This is a genomic window from Pseudomonas sp. EA_65y_Pfl2_P78, from assembly GCF_963970495.1.
GTDB classification, from domain to species: domain Bacteria; phylum Pseudomonadota; class Gammaproteobacteria; order Pseudomonadales; family Pseudomonadaceae; genus Aquipseudomonas; species Aquipseudomonas baetica_A.
On the sequence record NZ_CAXAON010000014.1, the window covers coordinates 18,497 to 37,545 of the forward strand.

Here is a 19,049-nt window from a genome sequence, read left to right on the forward strand (position 1 = left end):
CCCGCATGGCTGACTATTTCGATCGTCTGAACTATGCACTGGGGGATGAAGACACCGCGCTTGAATACGCGATCCTGCCCCAACGTGCCAGGCATGTGGTGGGTGTCGCCGGGAGTGGCGGACGTCTTCTACCGCTGCTGGCCCGCAGGCCGGTGCGGATGACCTGTACCGATATCAGTGCGCCCCAACTGGCGTTCACGCGGTTGCGGTTTGCCCTGCTGCAACAGACCGATCATGAGTCGTTCATGGCATTCATGGGTTACCGGACAGACGTTTTGGCCAAACAACGCCAGTCCCTGTTTCAGCATCTGGATTTGCCCCGGACCGATCGCCGCTGGCTGTCAGAGTTGTTCCAGTCCCGTCAATGGCAAGCGCCGATCTACATGGGCGCCTTCGAGCAGGCCCTGCAGCGGTTGGCGATGGTCAATCGACTTTTTACCGGCAAAGCGGGTCGAGGCATCTTTGAACACAACGATCTTGGCGAGCAAACGCAATATTACCTAACCCGCTTTCCACTCAAGCGCTGGAAGGCTGTGATCGCCCTACTGGGCAATGCAGCCGTGCTCAATTCCCTTCTCTACAAAGGCTCGTTTCCACCCAACAACCTGGGCATCAGTTCCCGTGCGGCGTATCTGAAGATTTTCCACGCGATGTTCACCACTCAGGTCGTGCGCGAGAGCTTTTTCCTGCAAATGCTGTTTTTCGGTGAACTGCGCTATCGGCAAGGTTTTCCGCTTGAGTGCGATCCGAAGATTTTCAAGCGTGCCCGTGAGGCACTTCAGCAGTGCGAGTTGCACGTAGTACAGGCCGACATGCTCGACTGTGTTGCCATGCACGCGGATGTTGATTTCGTCTCGCTCTCCGACGTGCCCTCGTTCTTGCCCGAAGCCGCTGGCACCCGTGTTTTGCAGCGATTGCGCCCGTCTCTGGCCGATGAGGCTTTGACGGTCATGCGTGGCCATTTGCATGTGGTTCAACCCGATTGTTCAGGTTTCAGCGATGTCACTGCCGAGTTCCAGAAAGCGATCGCACAAGAAAAAACCCAGCTCTGGCGTGTACAGGTCTATCGCCGGACCCTTTCGCAGGTATCCCGATGAATACTCAACAACCGACCGTCAATTGGGTCAAAAACCGTGTCCGCCAGGCGCGTGACGACCAGCAGCAGTTGTTCCAGGCAGGGCTCAACGGCCTGAAACTGATGAGGCGCGAGGGCAAGGACATCGAATTGAGCAGCGGCGAACGACTCACCGAGTTCCTTTCATGCTCCTACCTGGGGCTTGAGTGCGACCCCCGCCTTATTCAAGGCGCGGTGGACGCCGTCGAATCTTTCGGTGTGCAGTTTGCGGCCGCAAGAACCCGGGCGCTGCTGCCGCCGATGCGTCAACTGGATAAGCAGTTGGACCAGATATTTCAGGGCCATACGGTCACCTTCAACTCGGTGGGCAGCGCGCATTTGGGCTGCCTGCCATTGCTCGGGTCCGGCGAGTTGCCGTCTTATCCGTTGCGTCGTGGTCCCTGCTGGATAGTCGACCGGGCGGCCCATGCCTCAATGCAAGTGCTACAAGGGATTCTGTGGCAGTTCGGCCCTGTACGGCGTTGTGATTGCAGCGATGTGGAGCAGGTCGAGCAGGCATGTTCAACGGCGGTGGCGGCTGGCAATACACCGATCATCCTGACCGACAGTATTGGCTCGATGCGCGGCCTGTATCCGATCAAACGACTGTTGCAGTTGGCCGAGCGTTTTGAAGGCTACCTTTATGCCGATGATGCTCATGGCACCTCGATCCATGGGGTGGCAGGTGGTGGTTATGCATTGGTCGCTGCCGATAAGCGACTGCGCGATCGTTTGATCCTTCTGTCATCGCTGTCCAAGGCATTTGGTGCGACCGGCGGGGCGATTACCCTGCTCACGGCCGGCGATGCCGAGATGATTCGGCGCCATGCGTCGACCTATACCTTCGGTGGGCCACTGTCGATGGGCGGTGTCGGCGCGGCGGTTGCCTCCGGGAAAATTCACCTTTCGCCGGAACTCGGTCAGTTACAGGCTGCCCTGTGGAGAAACGTTGCCCGGATCGACACTCTGCTCGGTTCGGTGCTGGGCAACCATGAAATCGCATCACCCATTCGTTTCGTCCGTGTGGGGGCCGAGCGCGATGCAATCAGTCTGGCATTGCACCTGCGTCGGCAGGGCATCGCTGTCACAACCGCGTTATTTCCGGTGGTGGCCAAGGGCGAGGCTATTTTACGTCTGGCCATCAGCGCGAATCACAGTGAGGGGCAGTTGGAATGTCTGGCCAATGCGGTCAGGAGCGGGTTCGATGAGTTAGGCATTCGTCAGGGAGGGCGTGACGATGAGCGATGATCGGCTAGTTACTGACCAAGCCTTTGCACGCAAACTGGCTTACGCGCGCTCTCTGCCGTGGTTCTGTGCGTTGTGTCCGCAGATCCTGCAAGTGCAGACCCTGGAGGACCTTCATCTTCTGCCGATTCAAGCGGTGGAGGATGAATCTGGCGGTGTGCTGTTCTCCGTACTTGGCGAGGCTTCTCACCGTACGCCGGGCGGCGGGCTGACCCTGACGTCAGGAGGCAGCACCGGCAACCGTAAACACATCACGCATTCCTGGGCGTTCAACGCCGGTATCGTGCCGCTTGGAGCGCGGATGTTTGGGGGGGAAGATGAACGTCCAGGCGTGGTCATCAACGGTCTGACCGCCGGCGAAATGCAGGGTGCCTTTCAATATGCGGCGGCCCTTGTCCAGCATATCGGTGCGCGCCTGTTGCCAGCCGGATCACTGATGGGCGTCCAGCGGATTGCCGAGCTGATCGAGTCACAAGCGGCCGACGCGCTGATTTGTACCCCTTCCCTGGCAGCGGCGCTGTTCAACCACAACGATATTGATGCGGCACAGTTGGCCAGTCTGAGATGGCTCTACTATATCGGGGAACCCTGCAGTCAACCGCTGCGCGAGCAACTGGCCCGGGACTGGCCGGCGCTGAAGATCCGGTCGCTGGGCTACAGCTCGACGGAAACCGGCCCCATTGGCTTTCAGTGTGCTCATCTTGAGCACGGCTTTTATCATTTGCACGCCGACGCGATGCTGATCGAAGTGGTTGATCCCCTGACTTTACAAGCGGTGGCTGATGGTAACAGCGGTGAGTTTCTGCTGACGCCGCTGCTGCCCGATCATGTGCCGCTGTTGCGTTATCGAATGGGTGATCGCGGGCGAATCCTGCGCAACGTATCGAGTTGCGCCTGCGGCAGCAGCTTTCCCGTGCTGGAACTCCAGGGACGGGTTGAGACAACGATCAAGCTAGGCGGCGCGATCATCACTCAACGACAGGTATTGGACCTACTTGGGCAAGCGCTGGCCAAACTGGGCCCCACCGATGTCCAGGTACAGATCCATCGGCGAGCTAGCGGTGCGAGCCTGTGCGTGGTCATCGCTGAGGACAAACTATACGACGGCGCACAAGCGGCTATCGAACAGGCGCTGCACAATGAAGTGCAGGTGAGTGCATTGCTCAGGCTGCCCGGCGTACAGGGCTTGCAGGTGCTGGCTCTTGCCCGCAGCGGCTTCCAAACAAACGCCGCCGGCAAGACGCCATTTTTTGTTGAGTTGGACGACGCCACGAGGAAGCGATGACGATTCATCGGGAGCGCGTGCTGTCAGGGCAGCAGGATCGTGGAGCCGGTGGTGCGCCGTGCCGACAACTCGGTCTGCGCCTTCGCTGCATCAGCCAGTGGATAGCGTTGACTGATAGCCACGTTGAGCTTGCCGCTGATGATCATCTCGAACAGCTCATCGGCCATGCGTTGCAGGTTCTCGGCATTGTTGGCGTAGGTCGCCAGGGTCGGCCGGGTCACGTACAGCGAACCTTTCGCCGAGAGAATTCCCAGATTGACACCGTCGACTGCACCGGACGCGTTGCCGAAGCTGACCACCAGCCCTCGCGGCGACACGCTGTCGAGCGAGGTCAGCCAGGTGTCCTTGCCGACGCCGTCATACACCACCGGGACTTTCTTGCCGTCGGTCAGCTCCAGCACGCGCTGCGCGACGTTTTCGTGGCTGTAGTCGATGGTCGCCCAAGCGCCGTTGGCTTTGGCCAGCTCAGCTTTTTCTTTGGAGCTGACGGTGCCGATCAGCTTGACGTCCAACGCCTTCGCCCATTGGCATGCCAGCGAACCGACACCGCCAGCAGCGGCGTGGAACAGAATGGTTTCTCCACCCTTGAGCTCATAAGTCTGGCGCAGGAGGTACTGCACGGTCAGGCCCTTGAGCATGACCCCAGCAGCGGTTTCGAAACTGATGGCGTCTGGCAGGTGCACCAGATTGGCTTCGGGCAGAACGTGCAGTTCGCTGTAGGCACCCAACGGGCCGCTGCCATACGCCACGCGGTCACCGACCTTGAACCGGGTGACCTCGCTGCCCACCGCATCGACGATGCCCGCACCTTCGGCACCCAGACCGGACGGCAAGGCCGGCGGTGCGTAAAGACCGCTGCGGAAGTAGGTGTCGATGAAGTTCAGGCCGATGGCCTTGTTGCTTACGCGAACCTGCTGCGGGCCAGGCTCCGCAGGCTGGTAGTCAATATAGTCGAGGACTTCGGGACCGCCGTGGGCGCGGAACTGGATACGCTTTGCCATCTGCCTGCTCTCCTTGGGGCTTTTGTGAGGTCCCTATCCAACTCCCATGCTTGATCTTCGTCAACTGCGGTGCGCCGGTTTGCGGTGGTATGCTACGCGCCCATTTGCGTCGCCCCCCGCCTGCGGGGCGCCGCGTAGTGATGCCCGATTCAAGGTGAAGCCATGACGACCCGCACCGACGCCGTAAAGGCCTATCTGCTCGACCTGCAAGACCGTATCTGCGCCGCGCTGGAAATCGAGGACGGCGGCACGCGCTTCGTCGAAGACGCCTGGGCCCGACCTGCTGGCGGTGGCGGTCGCACCCGCGTGATCGAAAACGGCACGCTGATCGAAAAGGGCGGCGTCAACTTTTCCCATGTCTTTGGCAGCGGTCTGCCGCCGTCGGCCAGCGCCCATCGGCCGGAACTGGCGGGACGCGGCTTTGAAGCCCTCGGCGTATCGCTGGTGATTCATCCGCACAACCCGCATGTGCCGACGTCGCACGCCAACGTGCGCTTTTTCATCGCCGAGAAGGAAGGCGAGGAACCGGTCTGGTGGTTCGGCGGCGGCTTTGACCTGACCCCGTATTACGGCAACGAAGAAGACTGCATCCATTGGCACCGCGTCGCCGAGCAGGCCTGCGCGCCGTTCGGGGCGGACGTCTATCCGCGTTACAAGGCTTGGTGCGACACCTACTTTCACATCAAGCATCGCCACGAACCGCGCGGCATCGGCGGCCTGTTCTTCGATGACCTGAACGAGTGGGACTTCGACACCAGTTTCGCCTTCATGCGCGCTATCGGTGATGCCTACATCGATGCGTACCTGCCCATCGTGCAGCGACGCAAGAACGATGCGTTCACTGCAAAACAGCGTGAGTTCCAGGAATTCCGCCGTGGCCGCTACGTTGAATTCAACCTGGTTTACGACCGTGGCACGCTGTTCGGCCTGCAATCGGGCGGGCGTACCGAGTCGATCCTCATGTCGCTGCCGCCACAAGTGCGCTGGGGCTACGATTGGAAAGCCGAGCCCGGCAGCGAAGAAGCGCGCCTGACCGAGTACTTCCTGCAAGATCGCGACTGGCTGGCTCAAGCCTGAGGACATCTGATGGATCGTTACGTCGTTTTCGGTAACCCGATCGGCCACAGCAAATCGCCGATGATTCACAAGCTGTTCGCCGAGCAGACCGGGCAAAGCCTCGATTACAGCACCCTGCTGGCGCCACTCGACGACTTTTCAGGCTGTGCCACGGCGTTCTTCCAGGAAGGTCGTGGCGCCAACGTCACCGTGCCGTTCAAGGAAGACGCCTATCGCCTGGCCAACAGCCTGACCGCTCGTGCACAGCGTGCTGGCGCGGTGAACACCTTGAGCAAACTGGCTGACGGCTCGCTGTTGGGCGACAACACCGACGGTGCCGGGCTGGTGCGGGATCTGACGGTGAACGCCGGATTCAGCCTGACCGGTAAACGCATCCTGCTGCTAGGCGCCGGTGGCGCTGTGCGTGGGGCGCTGGAGCCGTTGCTGGCGGAAAAACCGGCGTCGGTGATCATCGCCAACCGCACGGTGGAGAAGGCCGAATGGCTGGCCGAATTGTTCTGTGATCTGGGGCCGGTATCGGCCAGCGGTTTCGACTGGTTGCAGGAGCCGGTGGACGTGATCATCAACGCCACCTCCGCCAGCCTCACCGGTGACGTGCCGCCTATTGCGCCGAGCCTGATCGAGTCGGGCAAGACCCTGTGCTACGACATGATGTACGGCAAGGAGCCGACCGCGTTCTGCCGCTGGGCCAGTGAACACGGCGCGGCGGTGTCGATGGATGGTTTGGGCATGCTGGCCGAGCAAGCTGGCGAGGCGTTCTTTTTGTGGCGCGCAGTGCGGCCCGACACGGCGCCAGTACTCCAAGAGTTGCGTCGTCAACTCGGCCTTTAAAAGCTTCGCGAGCAAGCCCGCTCCCACGTTGGAATGCATTTCAAATGTGAGAGCGGGCTTGCTCGCGAATGGCCGCACCGCCGATCCTGGATCAATCCTCAAACCGGATCGGACACTGCTGCGGCCCTTCGAGCTTGCGCAGCTCCTCCACCACCTGCGGCCGCGCACCGCGCAACGTCAGGCTGCGATTGTGCCGCAATAAACGCCGCGCCTCCTGATGCAGCATCTCCACCCCTGAATAATCGATGAAGTTGATCTGCTGCGCCTCAATCACCACCCGCGTGCCGTGCATGCGTTGCAATCGCACTTGCAGGTAATGGCTGGCGCCGAAAAAAATGGAGCCGCCAACCCGCAGCACATCGTCCTCACCATCGCGAAAATGCTGCACCCGTGGTTGTGAAGTGCGCTTGAGATAGAAGAACAGCGACGCCAGCACCCCGGCGTAAATCGCCGTCTGCAATTCCAGCAACAACGTGGCGAGACAGGTCAGGGCCATGACCACGAACTCGGCGCGGCTGACCCGCAGCAATGACCGAATACCGCGATGATCCACCAGTCCCCAGGCGATCAACAAAATGCTGCCGGCCATGGCTGGAATGGGAATCTGCGCGATCAGCCCTGCCCCGAAAATCGCAAACAGCGCCACCCAGATCGCCGAAAACACTCCGGCCAGCGGCGAGCAGGCGCCCGCCTCGTAACTGAGGCCCGAGCGGGTAAACGACCCGGCCGACAGCGAGCCGGAAAAGAACGCCCCGACGATATTGGATAAACCCTGCGCCCGAACCTCTTGATTGGCGTCGAGCAGTTGTTGCGAGCGCGCGGCAATCGAGCGGGCAATCGACAGGCTGGTGACCAGCCCGAGCATGCCCACCGCGACAGCGCTCGGCAGCAGGCGCAGGATCAGGTCCAGATCCAGCGGCAAGCCACTGAACGGCGGCAGACGCCCGATAAAAGCGCTGACCCGGTGCACATGCCCGAACATTGCCGGCCACAGCCAAACCAGCAAGCTGGCCAGTACCAGCGTGATCAACAGCGTCGGCCAGCGTGGCAGCAATTGTTTCAACACCACGCCGACCGCGACCGTGGCCACGCCAAGCACCAGCGAAGGATTATCCACAGCCCTGAGGTGTTGCAGCAGATCCATCAAACTGGCCAGCGCCGTGGCTTTGGCTGGCAGGTCCAACCCTAGAAAATTGGGCAACTGACCGATGGCAATCACCACCGCCGCCCCCAGGGTGAAACCGAGTACTACCGAATGCGAGACGAAGTTCACCAGTGCGCCAAAGCGCAGCAAACCGATCAGCCATTGGAAAACCCCGGCCAGAAAGGTCAGCAGCAGAATCAGGGTGATGTAGTCCTGTGACGCTGGCACGGCCAATGGACTGACGCTGGCAAACAGCACAATCGAAATCGCCGCCGTTGGCCCGCAGATCAGATGCCACGACGAACCCCACATGCAGGCGATCAACACCGGGATGATCGCCGCGTAGAGACCGTATTCGGGTGGGAGTCCGGCGATCAGCGCGTAGGCAATCGACTGGGGTAACGCGAGAATTGCACCGCTGAGGCCGACGATCAGGTCCCGTCCGACGCTGGCGCGGGTTTGCCGGGGCAGCCAGGTGAGGAAGGGCAAAAGTGAGCGGCGAGTGGGGAAGGCCATGGGTCCTCGCGGTTTGGGGTTTGCGCAAGAGTAACAGGGTAAAACGTGCGGGAGCGTGCCCTCTGGTGAATGCGGTGGGTCATTCGACAAAGACACCGCAATCGCGAGCAAGCCCGCTCCCACGGGGTGAGACGACTGCCTCTAGTGAATCAGAGCCTGGCTTTTACCGCCGGCAAGGCAGCCTTCCCATCCAGCGTCTTCACGCCGTCCAGCCACTTGTCCAGCACCGCCGGATTCGCCTTGATCCAGGCCTTCACCGCCTCAGCATTGCTGACCTTCTTGTTGGTCACCTCAGCCATGATGCTGTTCTCCATCTCCTGAGTGAACGAAAGATTGGTCAGCAATTTACCCACATTCGGACACGCCTCGGCGTAGCCCTTGCGCGTCAACGTAAACACGCTGCCGGTGTCGCCAAAGTACTTTTCGCCACCCTTGAGGTAATGCATTTTCAACTGCACGTTCATCGGGTGCGGGGTCCAGCCGAGGAAGGTGACGAACTTCTGTTTCTTCACCGCCCGCGACACTTCGGCGAGCATTGCCTGTTCGCTGGACTCGATGAGCTTCCACTGGCCCAGGTCGAAGTCATTTTTCTTGATGATTTCCTGCAGCGAGATGTTCGCGGGTGCGCCCGAACCGATGCCGTAGATTTTCTTGCCGAACTTGTCGGCGAATGTATTCAGATCCGCGAAGTTATGCACACCCGCGTCCCAGACGTAATCCGGCACGGCGAGGGTGAATTCGGTGCCGTCGAGGTTCTTCGCCAGTTGTGTCACGTCACCGGTGGCGATGAACTTGTCGTAGAAGCCCTGCTGCGCCGGCATCCAGTTGCCCATGAACACATCCACCTGGCCATCCTTCAGGCCGCCGAAAGTAATCGGTACCGCGAGGGTGTCGACCTTGGCCTTGTAGCCCATGCCGTCCAGCAGAAAACCGGTGATGGCGTTGGTCGCGGCGATGTCGCTCCAGCCAGGATCGGCCATTTTCACCGTCTCGCAATTTTGCTCGGCAAATGCCGAGGCGCTGCCCAGAGCCAGCAGGCTGACCGTCAGTACTGTGGATAACTTGCGCATGGACTTCCCCTTAACGTTATTGGTTTTGGCAGGGTTGTGGATAACGTGCTTTGCGTTCCAGATCATCGAGGTCGATATGGTTGCGCATGTACTGCTGACTGGCATCCACCAGCGGCTGGTGATCCCAGCTCTTCAGTTTGCCGACGGTCAATGCATCGGCGACAAAACGGCGGCGACGCTGGCTCGCGAGGACAGCCCGGTGAATGGCGGGGATGTCCCACTTGGCCCGTGCCTCGGCGAGAAAATCGTCGAATAGCTGACGATGCTGTGGCGATTGGCTGAGTTCTTCCAACTCGCGCGGATCGTTGCCTACGTCGAAGAGTAGGCAAGGGTCGCTTTCACTGTAGATAAATTTCCAGGCGCCACGGCGGATCATCATCAGCGGACTGATGGTGCCTTCGGCCATGTATTCGCCAAATACCTCGTCATGGCCGCCCTGCCCTTGCAGGTGTGGCACCAGCGAGCGGCCATCCAGCGGCAGGCCCGGCTCCAGGGTGCCGCCGGCCAGTTCGACGAAGGTTGGCAACAGGTCTGCGGTCGATACGGCAGCGCTGATGCGCCCGGCCTCGAACTGGCCAGGCGCACTGATCAACAGGGGCACGCGGGCGGCCATTTCGTACCAGTGCATTTTGTACCAGAGGCCTTTCTCGCCCAGCATGTCGCCGTGGTCGCCGGAGAAGACGATGATCGTTTCGTCCATCAGCCCTGTGTCTTCAAGGGTTTGCAGGAGTTTGCCGACGTTGGCGTCGATATAACTGCAAGCGCCGAAGTAGGCACGCCGAGCATCGCGAATCTTATCCACAGGCAGCGGCTTGTCCCACAGGTCGTAAACCTTGAGCAGGCGCTGCGAGTGCGGGTCGAGTGAATGTTGATCCGGCGTTGTCGGAAGCGGGATATCGCCATCGTCGTACAAATCCCAGAAGGCCTTGGGAATCGTGTACGGATCGTGTGGGTGAGTCATCGACACCGTCAGGCAAAACGGCTGATCGCCGTCCTCGCGAATGTGATCGAAAAGATATTGCTGGGCCTTGAACACCACTTCTTCGTCAAAATCGAGTTGGTTGGTGCGCACGCAGGGCCCGGCTTGCAGCACCGAAGACATGTTGTGATACCAGGTCGGCCGCACGTCAGGCTCATCCCAGTTCACCGACCAACCGTAATCGGCCGGATAAATATCACTGGTCAGGCGTTCTTCGTAGCCGTGCAACTGATCGGGGCCACAGAAATGCATCTTGCCCGACAGCGCGGTGCGGTAGCCGAGACGGCGAAGGTAGTGGGCGTAGGTCGGAATGTCGGCGGGGAAATCGGCGGCGTTATCGTAAGCACCGATTTTGCTCGGCAATTGACCGCTGACCAGAGTGAAACGCGACGGCGCGCACAATGGGCTGTTGCAGTAAGCGGCGTCGAACACCACGCCTTGGGCGGCGAGGCGCGAAAGATTCGGCAGTTTGATTGGCGAAGGGCCGTAGAACGGCAACATTGGCGCGGCCATCTGATCGGCCATGATGAAAAGAATATTCTTGCGCTTCATGTGATCGCGGCATTCCATAGTGAATATTTATGCGACATTGCTGCGATCAAGCTTGGAGTCCATGCTCTATCGGGTAAAGCCCATGCCGGGCAATGACTGGGATAAGCTCTGCTTATGTATGAAGCGTTAGGCGATCTGTCTCTCGACCTGTTGCGTGCCTTCGATGCCGCCGCGCGCCATCGCAGCTTTACTGCGGCAGCGGTTGAGTTGGGCACCACGCAACCGGCCATCAGCCAACAGATCAAACGACTGGAGGAGCAGCTCGGTACGCGCCTGTTTGATCGCATCTACCGGGGCATCGAACTGACTGAGGTCGGCATGATCCTGTTCGAGCAAGTTAGCCTTGGTTTGCAGAATATCGACGCAGGATTGAGCGCGATCAGCACACAGCAGCAACACGAGGTGCTGCAGGTCGCCACCGATTTCGCCTTCGCCGCCTATTGGCTGATGCCGCGTCTGCACCGCTTCCACGAAGCCAATCCCCACGTCGATGTCAGCCTGGTCACCAGCGAACGTAACCACAACATGCTGCGCACCGACATCGACGTGGCGATCCTGTTTGGCGACGGCCGCTTTAAACAGGGCGAGAGCCATTGGCTGTTCAGCGAAGAAGTGTTCCCGGTGTGCAGTCCATTATTGCTCAAGGATCGCCCGGCGCCCTTGCCTGCTCAGGCGTTGCTGGAATTGCCCCTGCTGCACTTGCGCGGTGAAAACAGCAGCAACTGGTTTGACTGGAGTGGTTTGTTTCGCCAATTGGGCATCACCACGCCGCCGGCACCGGGGCAGCTGCGTTTCGACAATTACACGCTGTTGATTCAAGCGGCGATTGGCGGGCAAGGCGTGGCGATTGGCTGGCGGCACCTTGTGGATAACTTGCTGACTCAGGGTTTGCTCTGTCGCCCGATTGCCGAAACGACGCTGTCACGGCTGGGCTATTACGTCGTTCTGCCGCAACGCAAACGGCGGGGGGCGCTGATTCAACTGTTTGTTGACTGGTTGATGGAGGAACAGGCCAGCAGTGCAGAATCGCTCAATGGACTCGCACTGCCGTCCATTGCCATCTAGAACCTATTGGCCGGTCGCCACAAAATTCACATGCTGCCCGACATGCAGATTCAAGCGCAGCTCATCGGCAATCCCCACCGCGACCCGGTTCAAACGCTCCAGCGGTTCGGTTAGCCCCGGCTCCAGATGGCCTCCAACCTGGCTGAAATGCTCAACGGTCAGCCCCGCGACGCCATGGGGCGCATTGACCAATGTCCATTGCAACGGACTGCTTTGCAGGGCCTCACGGATTTCTTCAGCGGCGTGGCGTTGCAGGCGATCGTCGAGGTCCGGTTCGTCGAGCACGGCGAAATCGCCCACCAGAAACAGCCGCGAAACATTGGCCAATTGCAGGCCATCGACCAGCGCGTCGACCGCGAGCACCTGTTCCACCGGCCCAAGCACGATGGACCTTTCGACGTGATCGCTGCTCAACGGCAGGCCCGGCGCATCCAGCAGGCAAATCACCGCTGAGCTTCCCGCAACGCTTTGATTGACCCGCTCGGCATCGAACAGATCGCCACTTTTTGTACGCAACCCCGGACGCGGCGCGAGCGCCGTCAAATCGTCGAGAATGGCGATGACTTCATGCTGACGACGCAGCAACTCAGCCATCAACGCACCGCCCAGGCTGGCCATGGCACCATAGAGCACCACTTTAACCGCTGGGGTTTCGGCATTTTTCATGGCTGATCCCTTTTCTTGTCCCTTCTATGGCGTGTGACATACGGGCAACGCCGAGGGTTCGAACCGATTTGCGAGGGCTTCAGATGCAACCGATCAAGGGCTACCACGCCCACGTCTATTTCGACGCCGCCTCCATCGACCAGGCACGCGCGTTATGCGAGCAAGCCGCTACGTTGTTTCCATTGAAAATGGGCCGCGTCCACGAACGCCCGGTCGGCCCGCACCCCGACTGGAGTTGCCAGTTGGCCTTCGGCCCGGAGCTGATCGGTGAAGTACTGCCCTGGCTGGCGCTCAATCGCAAAGGCTTGGTGGTGTTTTTGCACCCGGACACGGGCGATGATTTGCTTGATCACACCGAGCATGCGATCTGGATGGGCGCCATGAGGCCGCTGAATCTGGCTGTTTTTTGATGACGCCCGCCGCATTCGGCGGGCCGGTTGACCGTTCACTCAAAGCTTTCACCCACGAAAGCTGGCTGAAAGCTTCCCCCATTAGGATCGCCCCCACTGCCGGCAACAGACCGGTTGGCCAATCCGTGTGATACCCGCACGAACGGCCCAATTAACAACAACAATGGTGATTCTGATGTCCTCTGTAGCCCGCCTCCGCGCTGTCACTCCGTCCGTACCTCTCGTGCTGCCCGCTCTGCGCTGATCCCGCCCGATCCGCTCATTCCATTAGCCGCGCTACGCCCGGAGTATTCCCATGCTGACTTTCCTTGGCTTTGCCATGGTCATCACGTTCATGTTCCTGATCATGACCAAGCGCCTGTCCGCGCTGATTGCGCTGATCATCATCCCGATCCTGTTTGCCCTGTTCGGTGGTTTTGCGCCGAAGATCGGTCCGATGATGCTCGAAGGCATCACCAAGCTTGCGCCGACCGGCGTGATGCTGATGTTCGCCATTCTCTATTTCGCCCTGATGATCGACTCCGGTCTGTTCGACCCGGCCGTGCGCAAGATCCTCAAACTGGTCAAGGGTGACCCGCTGAAAGTTTCGGTCGGCACCGCCGTACTGGCGCTCGTCGTTTCCCTCGACGGTGACGGCGCGACCACTTACATGATCTGCGTGGCCGCCATGCTGCCGCTGTACAGCCGCATCGGCATGAGCCCGCGAATCATGGCCGGCCTGATCATCCTGGCCGGTGGCGTGATGAACATGACGCCATGGGGCGGCCCGACCGCCCGTGCTGCCAGTGCGTTGCACGTCGACCCTTCGGACATCTTCGTGCCGATGATTCCGGCCATGGCGGCCGGTGTGGTGGCGATTCTGCTCATTGCCTATTTCTACGGCAAACGTGAGCGAGCGCGTCTGGGTGAGTTGCACCTGATCGACGATGAGATCGATCACCGCGAAATCAGCGTTTCACAGTTCCCGGACGCCCGTCGTCCGAAGCTGATCTGGTTCAACGGCGCCCTGACCTTCGGCCTGATGTGCACCCTGATCGCTGGCCTGTTGCCGCTGCCGGTGTTGTTCATGGTGGCGTTCAGTATTGCCATGATCGTCAACTATCCTTGCCTGCAAATGCAGAAGGACCGCGTCGCGGCTCACGCCGGCAGTGTGCTGGCAGTGGTCGGGCTGATCTTTGCGGCGGGTATCTTCACCGGTATCCTGTCGGGCACCGGCATGGTTGATGCGATGTCCAAGAGCCTGCTGGCGGTGATCCCGGATTTCCTCGGTCCTTACCTGGCGGTGATCACGGCACTGGTGAGCATGCCGTTCACGTTCTTCATGTCCAACGACGCGTTCTACTATGGCGTGTTGCCGGTGATGGCCGAAGCCGCCAGTCACTACGGCATCACCGCCGTGGAAATGGCCCGGGCCTCGATCGTCGGTCAGCCCGTTCACTTGCTCAGCCCGCTGGTGCCATCGACCTATCTGTTGGTGGCCCTGGCCGGGATTGATTTTGGCGACCACCAGCGGTTCACCCTCAAATGGGCGATCCTGGTTTGTATCTGCATTCTGATTGCTGCACTGCTGCTCGGGACTTTCCCGGTGTTCAGCACTCTATAAGCCCAAGACTCACCGTTTGCGGTCCTGGCTTCGTGGTTTGAAGCCAGGACCTTTTTCGGTTTAACACACGCTCAAAGGAATACACATGGATTGGCTGACCAACCCCGAAATCTGGGTTGCCTTCTTTACCCTGACCGCCCTGGAAATTGTCCTGGGTATCGATAACATCATCATGATTTCGATCCTGGTCAGCCGCATGCCCAAACACATGCAGCCGCGCACCCGGATCTTCGGTCTTGGCTTGGCCATGATCACGCGGATCCTGTTGCTGCTGTCGATCACTTGGGTCATGCGCCTCACCGCCGACCTGTTCGAAGTGTTCGGCCAGGGCATCTCCGGGCGTGACCTGATCCTGTTCTTCGGCGGGCTGTTCCTGCTGTGGAAAAGCTCGCAGGAGATGTACCACGCGCTGGAAGGTGAAGACGAAAGCGGCGACGAGCCTTCGGGCAAGGGCGGTAACTTTCTCTACACCATTATTCAGATCGCGATCATCGACATCGTCTTCTCGCTGGACTCGGTGATCACCGCGGTCGGCATGGTGTCCCATGTGCCAGTGATGGTGGCGGCGATCATCGTCGCGGTGCTGGTGATGATGGCGGCGTCGGGCAAGATCAGCGAATTCATCGACAAACATCCGTCGCTGAAGATGCTCGCGCTGTCGTTCCTGTTGGTGGTCGGTACGGTACTGATCGCTGAATCGTTCGACGTGCACGTACCCAAAGGTTACGTCTACTTCGCCATGGCGTTCTCGCTGGCGGTGGAAGCGATCAACATCAAACTGCGCGGCGCGATGGCCAAAAAGAAGCAGCAAGATCCGGTGAAACTGCGCAAGGACATTCCGGGGCAGTAACCCGCTAGTCCAGCAACACGCAACACCCCTTATGGGAGCGGGCTTGCTCGCGAATGCAGTCGATCAGCCAACATTATTGTCGACTGATACGCCGCCTTCGCGAGCAAACCCGCTCCCACAGTTGTTTTGTACGTTGGCTAACACTCACTCCAGCAGGGAGGTGCCGGTGAAGTGCTGTTCATGACACTTGTGTTTCAATCATGGTTTTAGCTGTGCAATGCTGGCGCCCAGACCGTTAGCCAACTACAGCTTAAGTATCAAAAACGTAGAAACCGCGCGGTACCGTCAATTTGCCTCTCTGGGGCGCTGCCATTACAGGGGGTCTGCATGCTCACCCTGCTCAATCTGCTTTCCGCCGTCGCCCTGCTGATCTGGGGCACGCACATCGTCCGAACCGGCATCCTGCGGGTGTATGGCACCCAGTTGCGCCATGTGATCGGTCAGAACATGGCCAAGCGCTGGCTGGCCTTTGTTGCGGGCATCGTCGTCACGGCGATGGTGCAAAGCAGCAACGCCACGGCGATGCTCGTCACCTCTTTCGTCGGCCAAGGGCTGATGGCGCTGACGCCGGCGCTGGCGACCATGCTCGGCGCCGATGTCGGTACCGCGCTGATGGCGCGGGTGCTGACGTTCGACTTGTCTTGGCTGTCGCCATTGCTGATTTTTCTTGGGGTGATTTTCTTTCTGTCGCGCAAACAGACGCGGCTCGGGCAAATGGGCCGGGTCAGCATCGGTTTGGGGCTGATCATTCTCGCGCTGCAACTGATCGTCGAGGCTGCTGCACCGATCACCCACGCCCAAGGGGTGAAGGTGATTTTCGCTTCGCTGACCGGCGACATCCTCCTCGACGCCCTGGTCGGCGCGCTGTTTGCGATGATTTCCTACTCCAGCCTCGCCGCTGTGCTTCTGACCGCTACCTTGGCCGGCGCCGCCGTGATCAGTCTGCCGGTGGCGATTGGCCTGGTGATCGGTGCCAACATCGGCAGCGGCGTGCTGGCGTTCATGAGCACCAGCATGCAGAACGCCGCTGGCCGGCAAGTGGCGCTGGGCAGCCTGTTGTACAAACTGATCGGCCTGCTGCTGATCATCCCGGTGCTCGACCCGCTTGTGCATTGGATCGACAGTCTGGATTTCAGCCCGCAGGAAATGGTCATCGGCTTCCACCTGCTCTACAACACCGCACGCTGTCTGATCCTGCTGCCGAGTGTCGGGCCGATGGCGCGTTTGTGCGCCTGGCTGCTGCCGGAACGGCCTGAGGTCAACGGCACCGCCAAACCACGTCACCTTGACCCGACCGCGCTGGTCACGCCAAGCCTGGCCTTGGCCAACGCCGTGCGCGAAACCCTGCGCATGGGCGATCTGCTCGACAACATGCTCGACGCGACCCTCGATGTGTTGCGCGGCAAGCAAACGGCGATCACCCAGGACATGCGTCGGATGACCGATGACGTAGAGTCGCTGTACAGCGCGATCAAGCTGTACCTGGCGCAAATGCCCCGCGAGGATCTTGGCGAGCAGGACAGTCGGCGCTGGGCGGAGATCATTGAACTGGCGATCAACCTCAAACTGGCCTGTGACTTGATCGAGCGCATGCTGCGCAAGGTCCAGCAGCAGAAGACCTCGCAACGCCGTTCGTTTTCCGAGGAAGGGCTGGAGGACCTGGCCGGGCTTCAACAGCAACTGATCGCCAACTTGCGGTTGGGGTTGTCGGTGTTTCTCAGCGGCGACAAGGAAAGCGCTCGCCAGTTGCTGCGCGAGAAACGGCGCTTCCGCGCACAGGAACGCCGTTTGGCCCATGCCCACGTCAGTCGTTTGCAACGCAAGATCGTGCAGAGTATTGAAACCAGTTCGTTGCACCTGGAGCTGATTGCCGACATGAAACGGCTCAATTCGCTGTTTTGCAGCAGCGCTTATGTAGTGCTGGAAACGGCGGACATCGGGGCGCTGGCGGCGGATGAAATGGCCGACATTACGCATTCGCCTTGAACGTCTGCGGCTAAGGTCAGTCAGTAACTCAGCGTTCAGCCTCAGGGACGCCTTCGCGAGCTTGCTCGCAAAGGCCATCTGCCTGACGACACGGATCTCCAAATCAGCCGTACGGAAGCCTGTTATGCGTTGCCTGTTGTTCGCCTGTCTGTTGCTCGGTTCACTCCCTTCCTTGGCCCTGGATCGTTTTCAGGTCGAAGGTTATGCGCTGCCCAACGGTTTGCAGTTGTTGCTCAAACCCGGCACCGAGCGCGGGCATGTCGCGATCCGGCTGGTGGTCGGCGTCGGTCTTGATGATTTTGACTGCGATGAAAAAGAGCTGCCGCACCTGCTTGAACACTTGCTGTTCAGTGGCATTGACGCCACCGGCGAAGGTGGCCTCGAAGAGCGCATGCAGGCCCTGGGCGGTGACTGGAACGCCTTCACCAGCAATGCCGATACCACCTTCGTCATCGAAGCTCCGGCGAAAAACCAGCGCAAGGTACTCGACCTGCTGCTGGCGCTGCTGACACAGACCCGCATCGACGACAACGCGATCAACGCCGCCAAACGTGTGGTCGAGCGTGAGGACGGCGGCCACTACACGCGCCTGCGCCGCTTTCTCGACCGCCAGGATCTGGGGCACAGCGCGAGCAATCAATTGGCGGTGGAGCTGGGCCTTAAATGCCCGCAGCGCGCCGAAGTCGCACATCTGACCCAGGCGCAACTGGAGAAGGTGCGCAAAGCCTGGTACGCGCCGAACAACATGACCCTGATTGTCGTCGGCGAGCTCGACAAACTGCTGCCGGCCTATCTGGAGCGGACGTGGGGCGCGCTTGATGCGGTCGAGCCCAGTGAGCACCGGCCGTTGCCGGATATCCGCACCAGCGCCGCCCATGAGCGCACCCTCACGCGCGGTTTTATCGGCGACAGCGCCAAGTTGCACTGGTTGGTGCCGGAGCCGGTGCTGGACGGTCAGTACGACGAGACGTTCAACATCCTCAAGGACTACCTCGACTGGGCGCTGTACCGACAGATTCGTCTCAACCATGGTTTGTCTTATGGGCCGTGGGCCGAGCGCGAAGTGTTTGGGGGCGTCGGGTTCATGAGCCTCAATGCTGACCTTGATCGCGATAACGTCGATGAAGCCATTGAGGTGCTGGAAGACATCAAGGCCGACCTGCTGAAAAACGGTCTCGATCCGGCCACCTTCGCCCGCATCAAACAGGCGGCCATCGCCCATCAGGCCTGGGCGGTGCAAGGCAACAGCGCGATGGCCGATTACTACTGGAGTGCGCTGGGCGACTACGAGGACGGCCGCTTCGCCAATCCCGCCCGCGAACTGCAAGGCGTGACGCTGGAAACGGCGAACAAGGCCATGCGCGAGTTGTTGCTGCAACCGGGGTATCTGCGTATCGAGAAGCCTTTGATCAGTGATGATCAGGTGTTGTGGCTGGCGGCGGGTGGACTGGGTGTGTTGCTGCTGATCCTGATCGTATGGCGCTTGCACCGCCGCAAATCCGCCGAACACTGAACCGGTGGGAGCGGGCTTGCTCGCGAACGCGGTGGGTCATGCAACAAATGCAGTGACGGATACGACGCCTTCGCGAGCAATCCCGCTCCCACAGGGGACTGTGGTGATTTTGCTGACCGGCAGCCTCGCCACACCGCTGTGC

General features: G+C 60.2%; 16 protein-coding genes. 11 read left to right on the top strand and 5 right to left on the bottom strand.

The features are described from left to right. The first annotated feature begins 5 nt into the window (after positions 1-5). From AACY02_RS13305 to AACY02_RS13315, 3 genes are read left to right on the top strand one after another with little or no spacing between them, the layout of a single operon-like run. The gene (locus tag AACY02_RS13305) at positions 6-1,097 is read left to right on the top strand and encodes a DUF3419 family protein (protein WP_339432334.1); all 1,092 of its coding nucleotides are present in this window, start codon (positions 6-8) and stop codon (positions 1,095-1,097) included. After that, positions 1,094-2,362 (top strand): aminotransferase class I/II-fold pyridoxal phosphate-dependent enzyme, encoded by a 1,269-nt coding sequence (locus AACY02_RS13310; RefSeq protein ID WP_339432335.1) that lies wholly within the window; start codon positions 1,094-1,096, stop codon positions 2,360-2,362. The genes AACY02_RS13305 and AACY02_RS13310 overlap by 4 nt, the downstream gene beginning before the upstream one ends. After that, positions 2,352-3,644, top strand: coding sequence for a phenylacetate--CoA ligase family protein (locus tag AACY02_RS13315; protein WP_339432336.1), 1,293 nt, complete (start codon positions 2,352-2,354; stop codon positions 3,642-3,644). Before AACY02_RS13310 ends, AACY02_RS13315 begins: the two co-directional genes overlap by 11 nt. Positions 3,645-3,667: 23 nt before the next feature. Here AACY02_RS13315 and AACY02_RS13320 read toward each other — a convergent pair whose 3' ends face one another. After that, positions 3,668-4,645, bottom strand: a complete 978-nt coding sequence (locus AACY02_RS13320) for an NADPH:quinone reductase (protein ID WP_339432337.1) — start codon at positions 4,643-4,645, stop codon at positions 3,668-3,670. A 162-nt stretch (positions 4,646-4,807) separates the two neighbouring features. On the opposite strand from AACY02_RS13320, the gene hemF reads away from it, so the two are divergent. Further along, the gene (gene hemF / locus AACY02_RS13325) at positions 4,808-5,722 is read left to right on the top strand and encodes an oxygen-dependent coproporphyrinogen oxidase (protein WP_339432338.1); all 915 of its coding nucleotides are present in this window, start codon (positions 4,808-4,810) and stop codon (positions 5,720-5,722) included. Positions 5,723-5,731: 9 nt separating this feature from the next. Next, a complete protein-coding gene (aroE, locus tag AACY02_RS13330) occupies positions 5,732-6,553 on the top strand; it encodes a shikimate dehydrogenase (protein ID WP_339432339.1) in 822 nt (273 codons plus the stop codon). A gap of 91 nt (positions 6,554-6,644) precedes the next feature. Here the strand turns inward: aroE and AACY02_RS13335 are convergent, their stop codons facing one another. From AACY02_RS13335 to betC, 3 genes are all read right to left on the bottom strand, one after another. After that, entirely contained in the window at positions 6,645-8,213 is a 1,569-nt protein-coding gene (locus AACY02_RS13335) for a SulP family inorganic anion transporter (RefSeq protein ID WP_339432340.1), read from the bottom strand. Positions 8,214-8,362: 149 nt separating this feature from the next. Further along, positions 8,363-9,283, bottom strand: coding sequence for a choline ABC transporter substrate-binding protein (gene choX / locus AACY02_RS13340; protein WP_339432341.1), 921 nt, complete (start codon positions 9,281-9,283; stop codon positions 8,363-8,365). 16 nt (positions 9,284-9,299) lie between these two features. Further along, positions 9,300-10,814 carry a choline-sulfatase gene (gene betC, locus AACY02_RS13345; protein ID WP_339432342.1) on the bottom strand — a complete coding sequence of 505 codons (1,515 nt, stop codon included), beginning with the start codon at positions 10,812-10,814 and terminating at the stop codon, positions 9,300-9,302. Positions 10,815-10,928: 114 nt separating this feature from the next. On the opposite strand from betC, the gene AACY02_RS13350 reads away from it, so the two are divergent. Continuing rightward, the gene (locus tag AACY02_RS13350) at positions 10,929-11,879 is read left to right on the top strand and encodes a choline sulfate utilization transcriptional regulator (RefSeq protein ID WP_339432343.1); all 951 of its coding nucleotides are present in this window, start codon (positions 10,929-10,931) and stop codon (positions 11,877-11,879) included. A gap of 3 nt (positions 11,880-11,882) precedes the next feature. On the opposite strand, the gene AACY02_RS13355 is transcribed toward AACY02_RS13350, so the two are convergent. After that, complete coding sequence (locus tag AACY02_RS13355) at positions 11,883-12,545, bottom strand: NAD(P)-dependent oxidoreductase (RefSeq protein ID WP_339432344.1); 663 nt, start codon at positions 12,543-12,545, stop codon at positions 11,883-11,885. 83 nt (positions 12,546-12,628) lie between these two features. Between AACY02_RS13355 and AACY02_RS13360 the strand changes: the two genes are divergently transcribed. The 5 genes from AACY02_RS13360 (at position 12,629) to AACY02_RS13380 (ending at position 18,907) form a co-directional block, all read left to right on the top strand. Then, positions 12,629-12,955, top strand: coding sequence for a DOPA 4,5-dioxygenase family protein (locus AACY02_RS13360; protein ID WP_339432345.1), 327 nt, complete (start codon positions 12,629-12,631; stop codon positions 12,953-12,955). Between the two features lie 295 nt (positions 12,956-13,250). Beyond that, positions 13,251-14,558: a CitMHS family transporter gene (locus AACY02_RS13365; RefSeq protein ID WP_339432346.1), complete on the top strand. Its 1,308-nt coding sequence runs from the start codon at positions 13,251-13,253 to the stop codon at positions 14,556-14,558. Positions 14,559-14,643: 85 nt separating this feature from the next. After that, positions 14,644-15,408 carry a TerC family protein gene (locus AACY02_RS13370; RefSeq protein WP_221732250.1) on the top strand — a complete coding sequence of 255 codons (765 nt, stop codon included), beginning with the start codon at positions 14,644-14,646 and terminating at the stop codon, positions 15,406-15,408. 327 nt (positions 15,409-15,735) lie between these two features. Continuing rightward, positions 15,736-17,394, top strand: a complete 1,659-nt coding sequence (locus AACY02_RS13375) for a Na/Pi cotransporter family protein (protein ID WP_339432348.1) — start codon at positions 15,736-15,738, stop codon at positions 17,392-17,394. Positions 17,395-17,518: 124 nt separating this feature from the next. Beyond that, a complete protein-coding gene (locus tag AACY02_RS13380) occupies positions 17,519-18,907 on the top strand; it encodes a M16 family metallopeptidase (protein ID WP_339432349.1) in 1,389 nt (462 codons plus the stop codon). Positions 18,908-19,049 lie beyond the last annotated feature (142 nt).

Bases quoted from the DNA above. Each gene is read 5' to 3' on its own strand.
- AACY02_RS13305 (WP_339432334.1), top strand. From the start codon at position 6: ATGGCTGACTATTTCGATCGTCTGAACTATGCACTGGGGGATGAAGAC.
- AACY02_RS13310 (WP_339432335.1), top strand. From the start codon at position 1,094: ATGAATACTCAACAACCGACCGTCAATTGGGTCAAAAACCGTGTCCGC.
- AACY02_RS13315 (WP_339432336.1), top strand. From the start codon at position 2,352: ATGAGCGATGATCGGCTAGTTACTGACCAAGCCTTTGCACGCAAACTG.
- AACY02_RS13320 (WP_339432337.1), bottom strand. From the start codon at position 4,645: ATGGCAAAGCGTATCCAGTTCCGCGCCCACGGCGGTCCCGAAGTCCTC.
- hemF (WP_339432338.1), top strand. From the start codon at position 4,808: ATGACGACCCGCACCGACGCCGTAAAGGCCTATCTGCTCGACCTGCAA.
- aroE (WP_339432339.1), top strand. From the start codon at position 5,732: ATGGATCGTTACGTCGTTTTCGGTAACCCGATCGGCCACAGCAAATCG.
- AACY02_RS13335 (WP_339432340.1), bottom strand. From the start codon at position 8,213: ATGGCCTTCCCCACTCGCCGCTCACTTTTGCCCTTCCTCACCTGGCTG.
- choX (WP_339432341.1), bottom strand. From the start codon at position 9,283: ATGCGCAAGTTATCCACAGTACTGACGGTCAGCCTGCTGGCTCTGGGC.
- betC (WP_339432342.1), bottom strand. From the start codon at position 10,814: ATGAAGCGCAAGAATATTCTTTTCATCATGGCCGATCAGATGGCCGCG.
- AACY02_RS13350 (WP_339432343.1), top strand. From the start codon at position 10,929: ATGTATGAAGCGTTAGGCGATCTGTCTCTCGACCTGTTGCGTGCCTTC.
- AACY02_RS13355 (WP_339432344.1), bottom strand. From the start codon at position 12,545: ATGAAAAATGCCGAAACCCCAGCGGTTAAAGTGGTGCTCTATGGTGCC.
- AACY02_RS13360 (WP_339432345.1), top strand. From the start codon at position 12,629: ATGCAACCGATCAAGGGCTACCACGCCCACGTCTATTTCGACGCCGCC.
- AACY02_RS13365 (WP_339432346.1), top strand. From the start codon at position 13,251: ATGCTGACTTTCCTTGGCTTTGCCATGGTCATCACGTTCATGTTCCTG.
- AACY02_RS13370 (WP_221732250.1), top strand. From the start codon at position 14,644: ATGGATTGGCTGACCAACCCCGAAATCTGGGTTGCCTTCTTTACCCTG.
- AACY02_RS13375 (WP_339432348.1), top strand. From the start codon at position 15,736: ATGCTCACCCTGCTCAATCTGCTTTCCGCCGTCGCCCTGCTGATCTGG.
- AACY02_RS13380 (WP_339432349.1), top strand. From the start codon at position 17,519: ATGCGTTGCCTGTTGTTCGCCTGTCTGTTGCTCGGTTCACTCCCTTCC.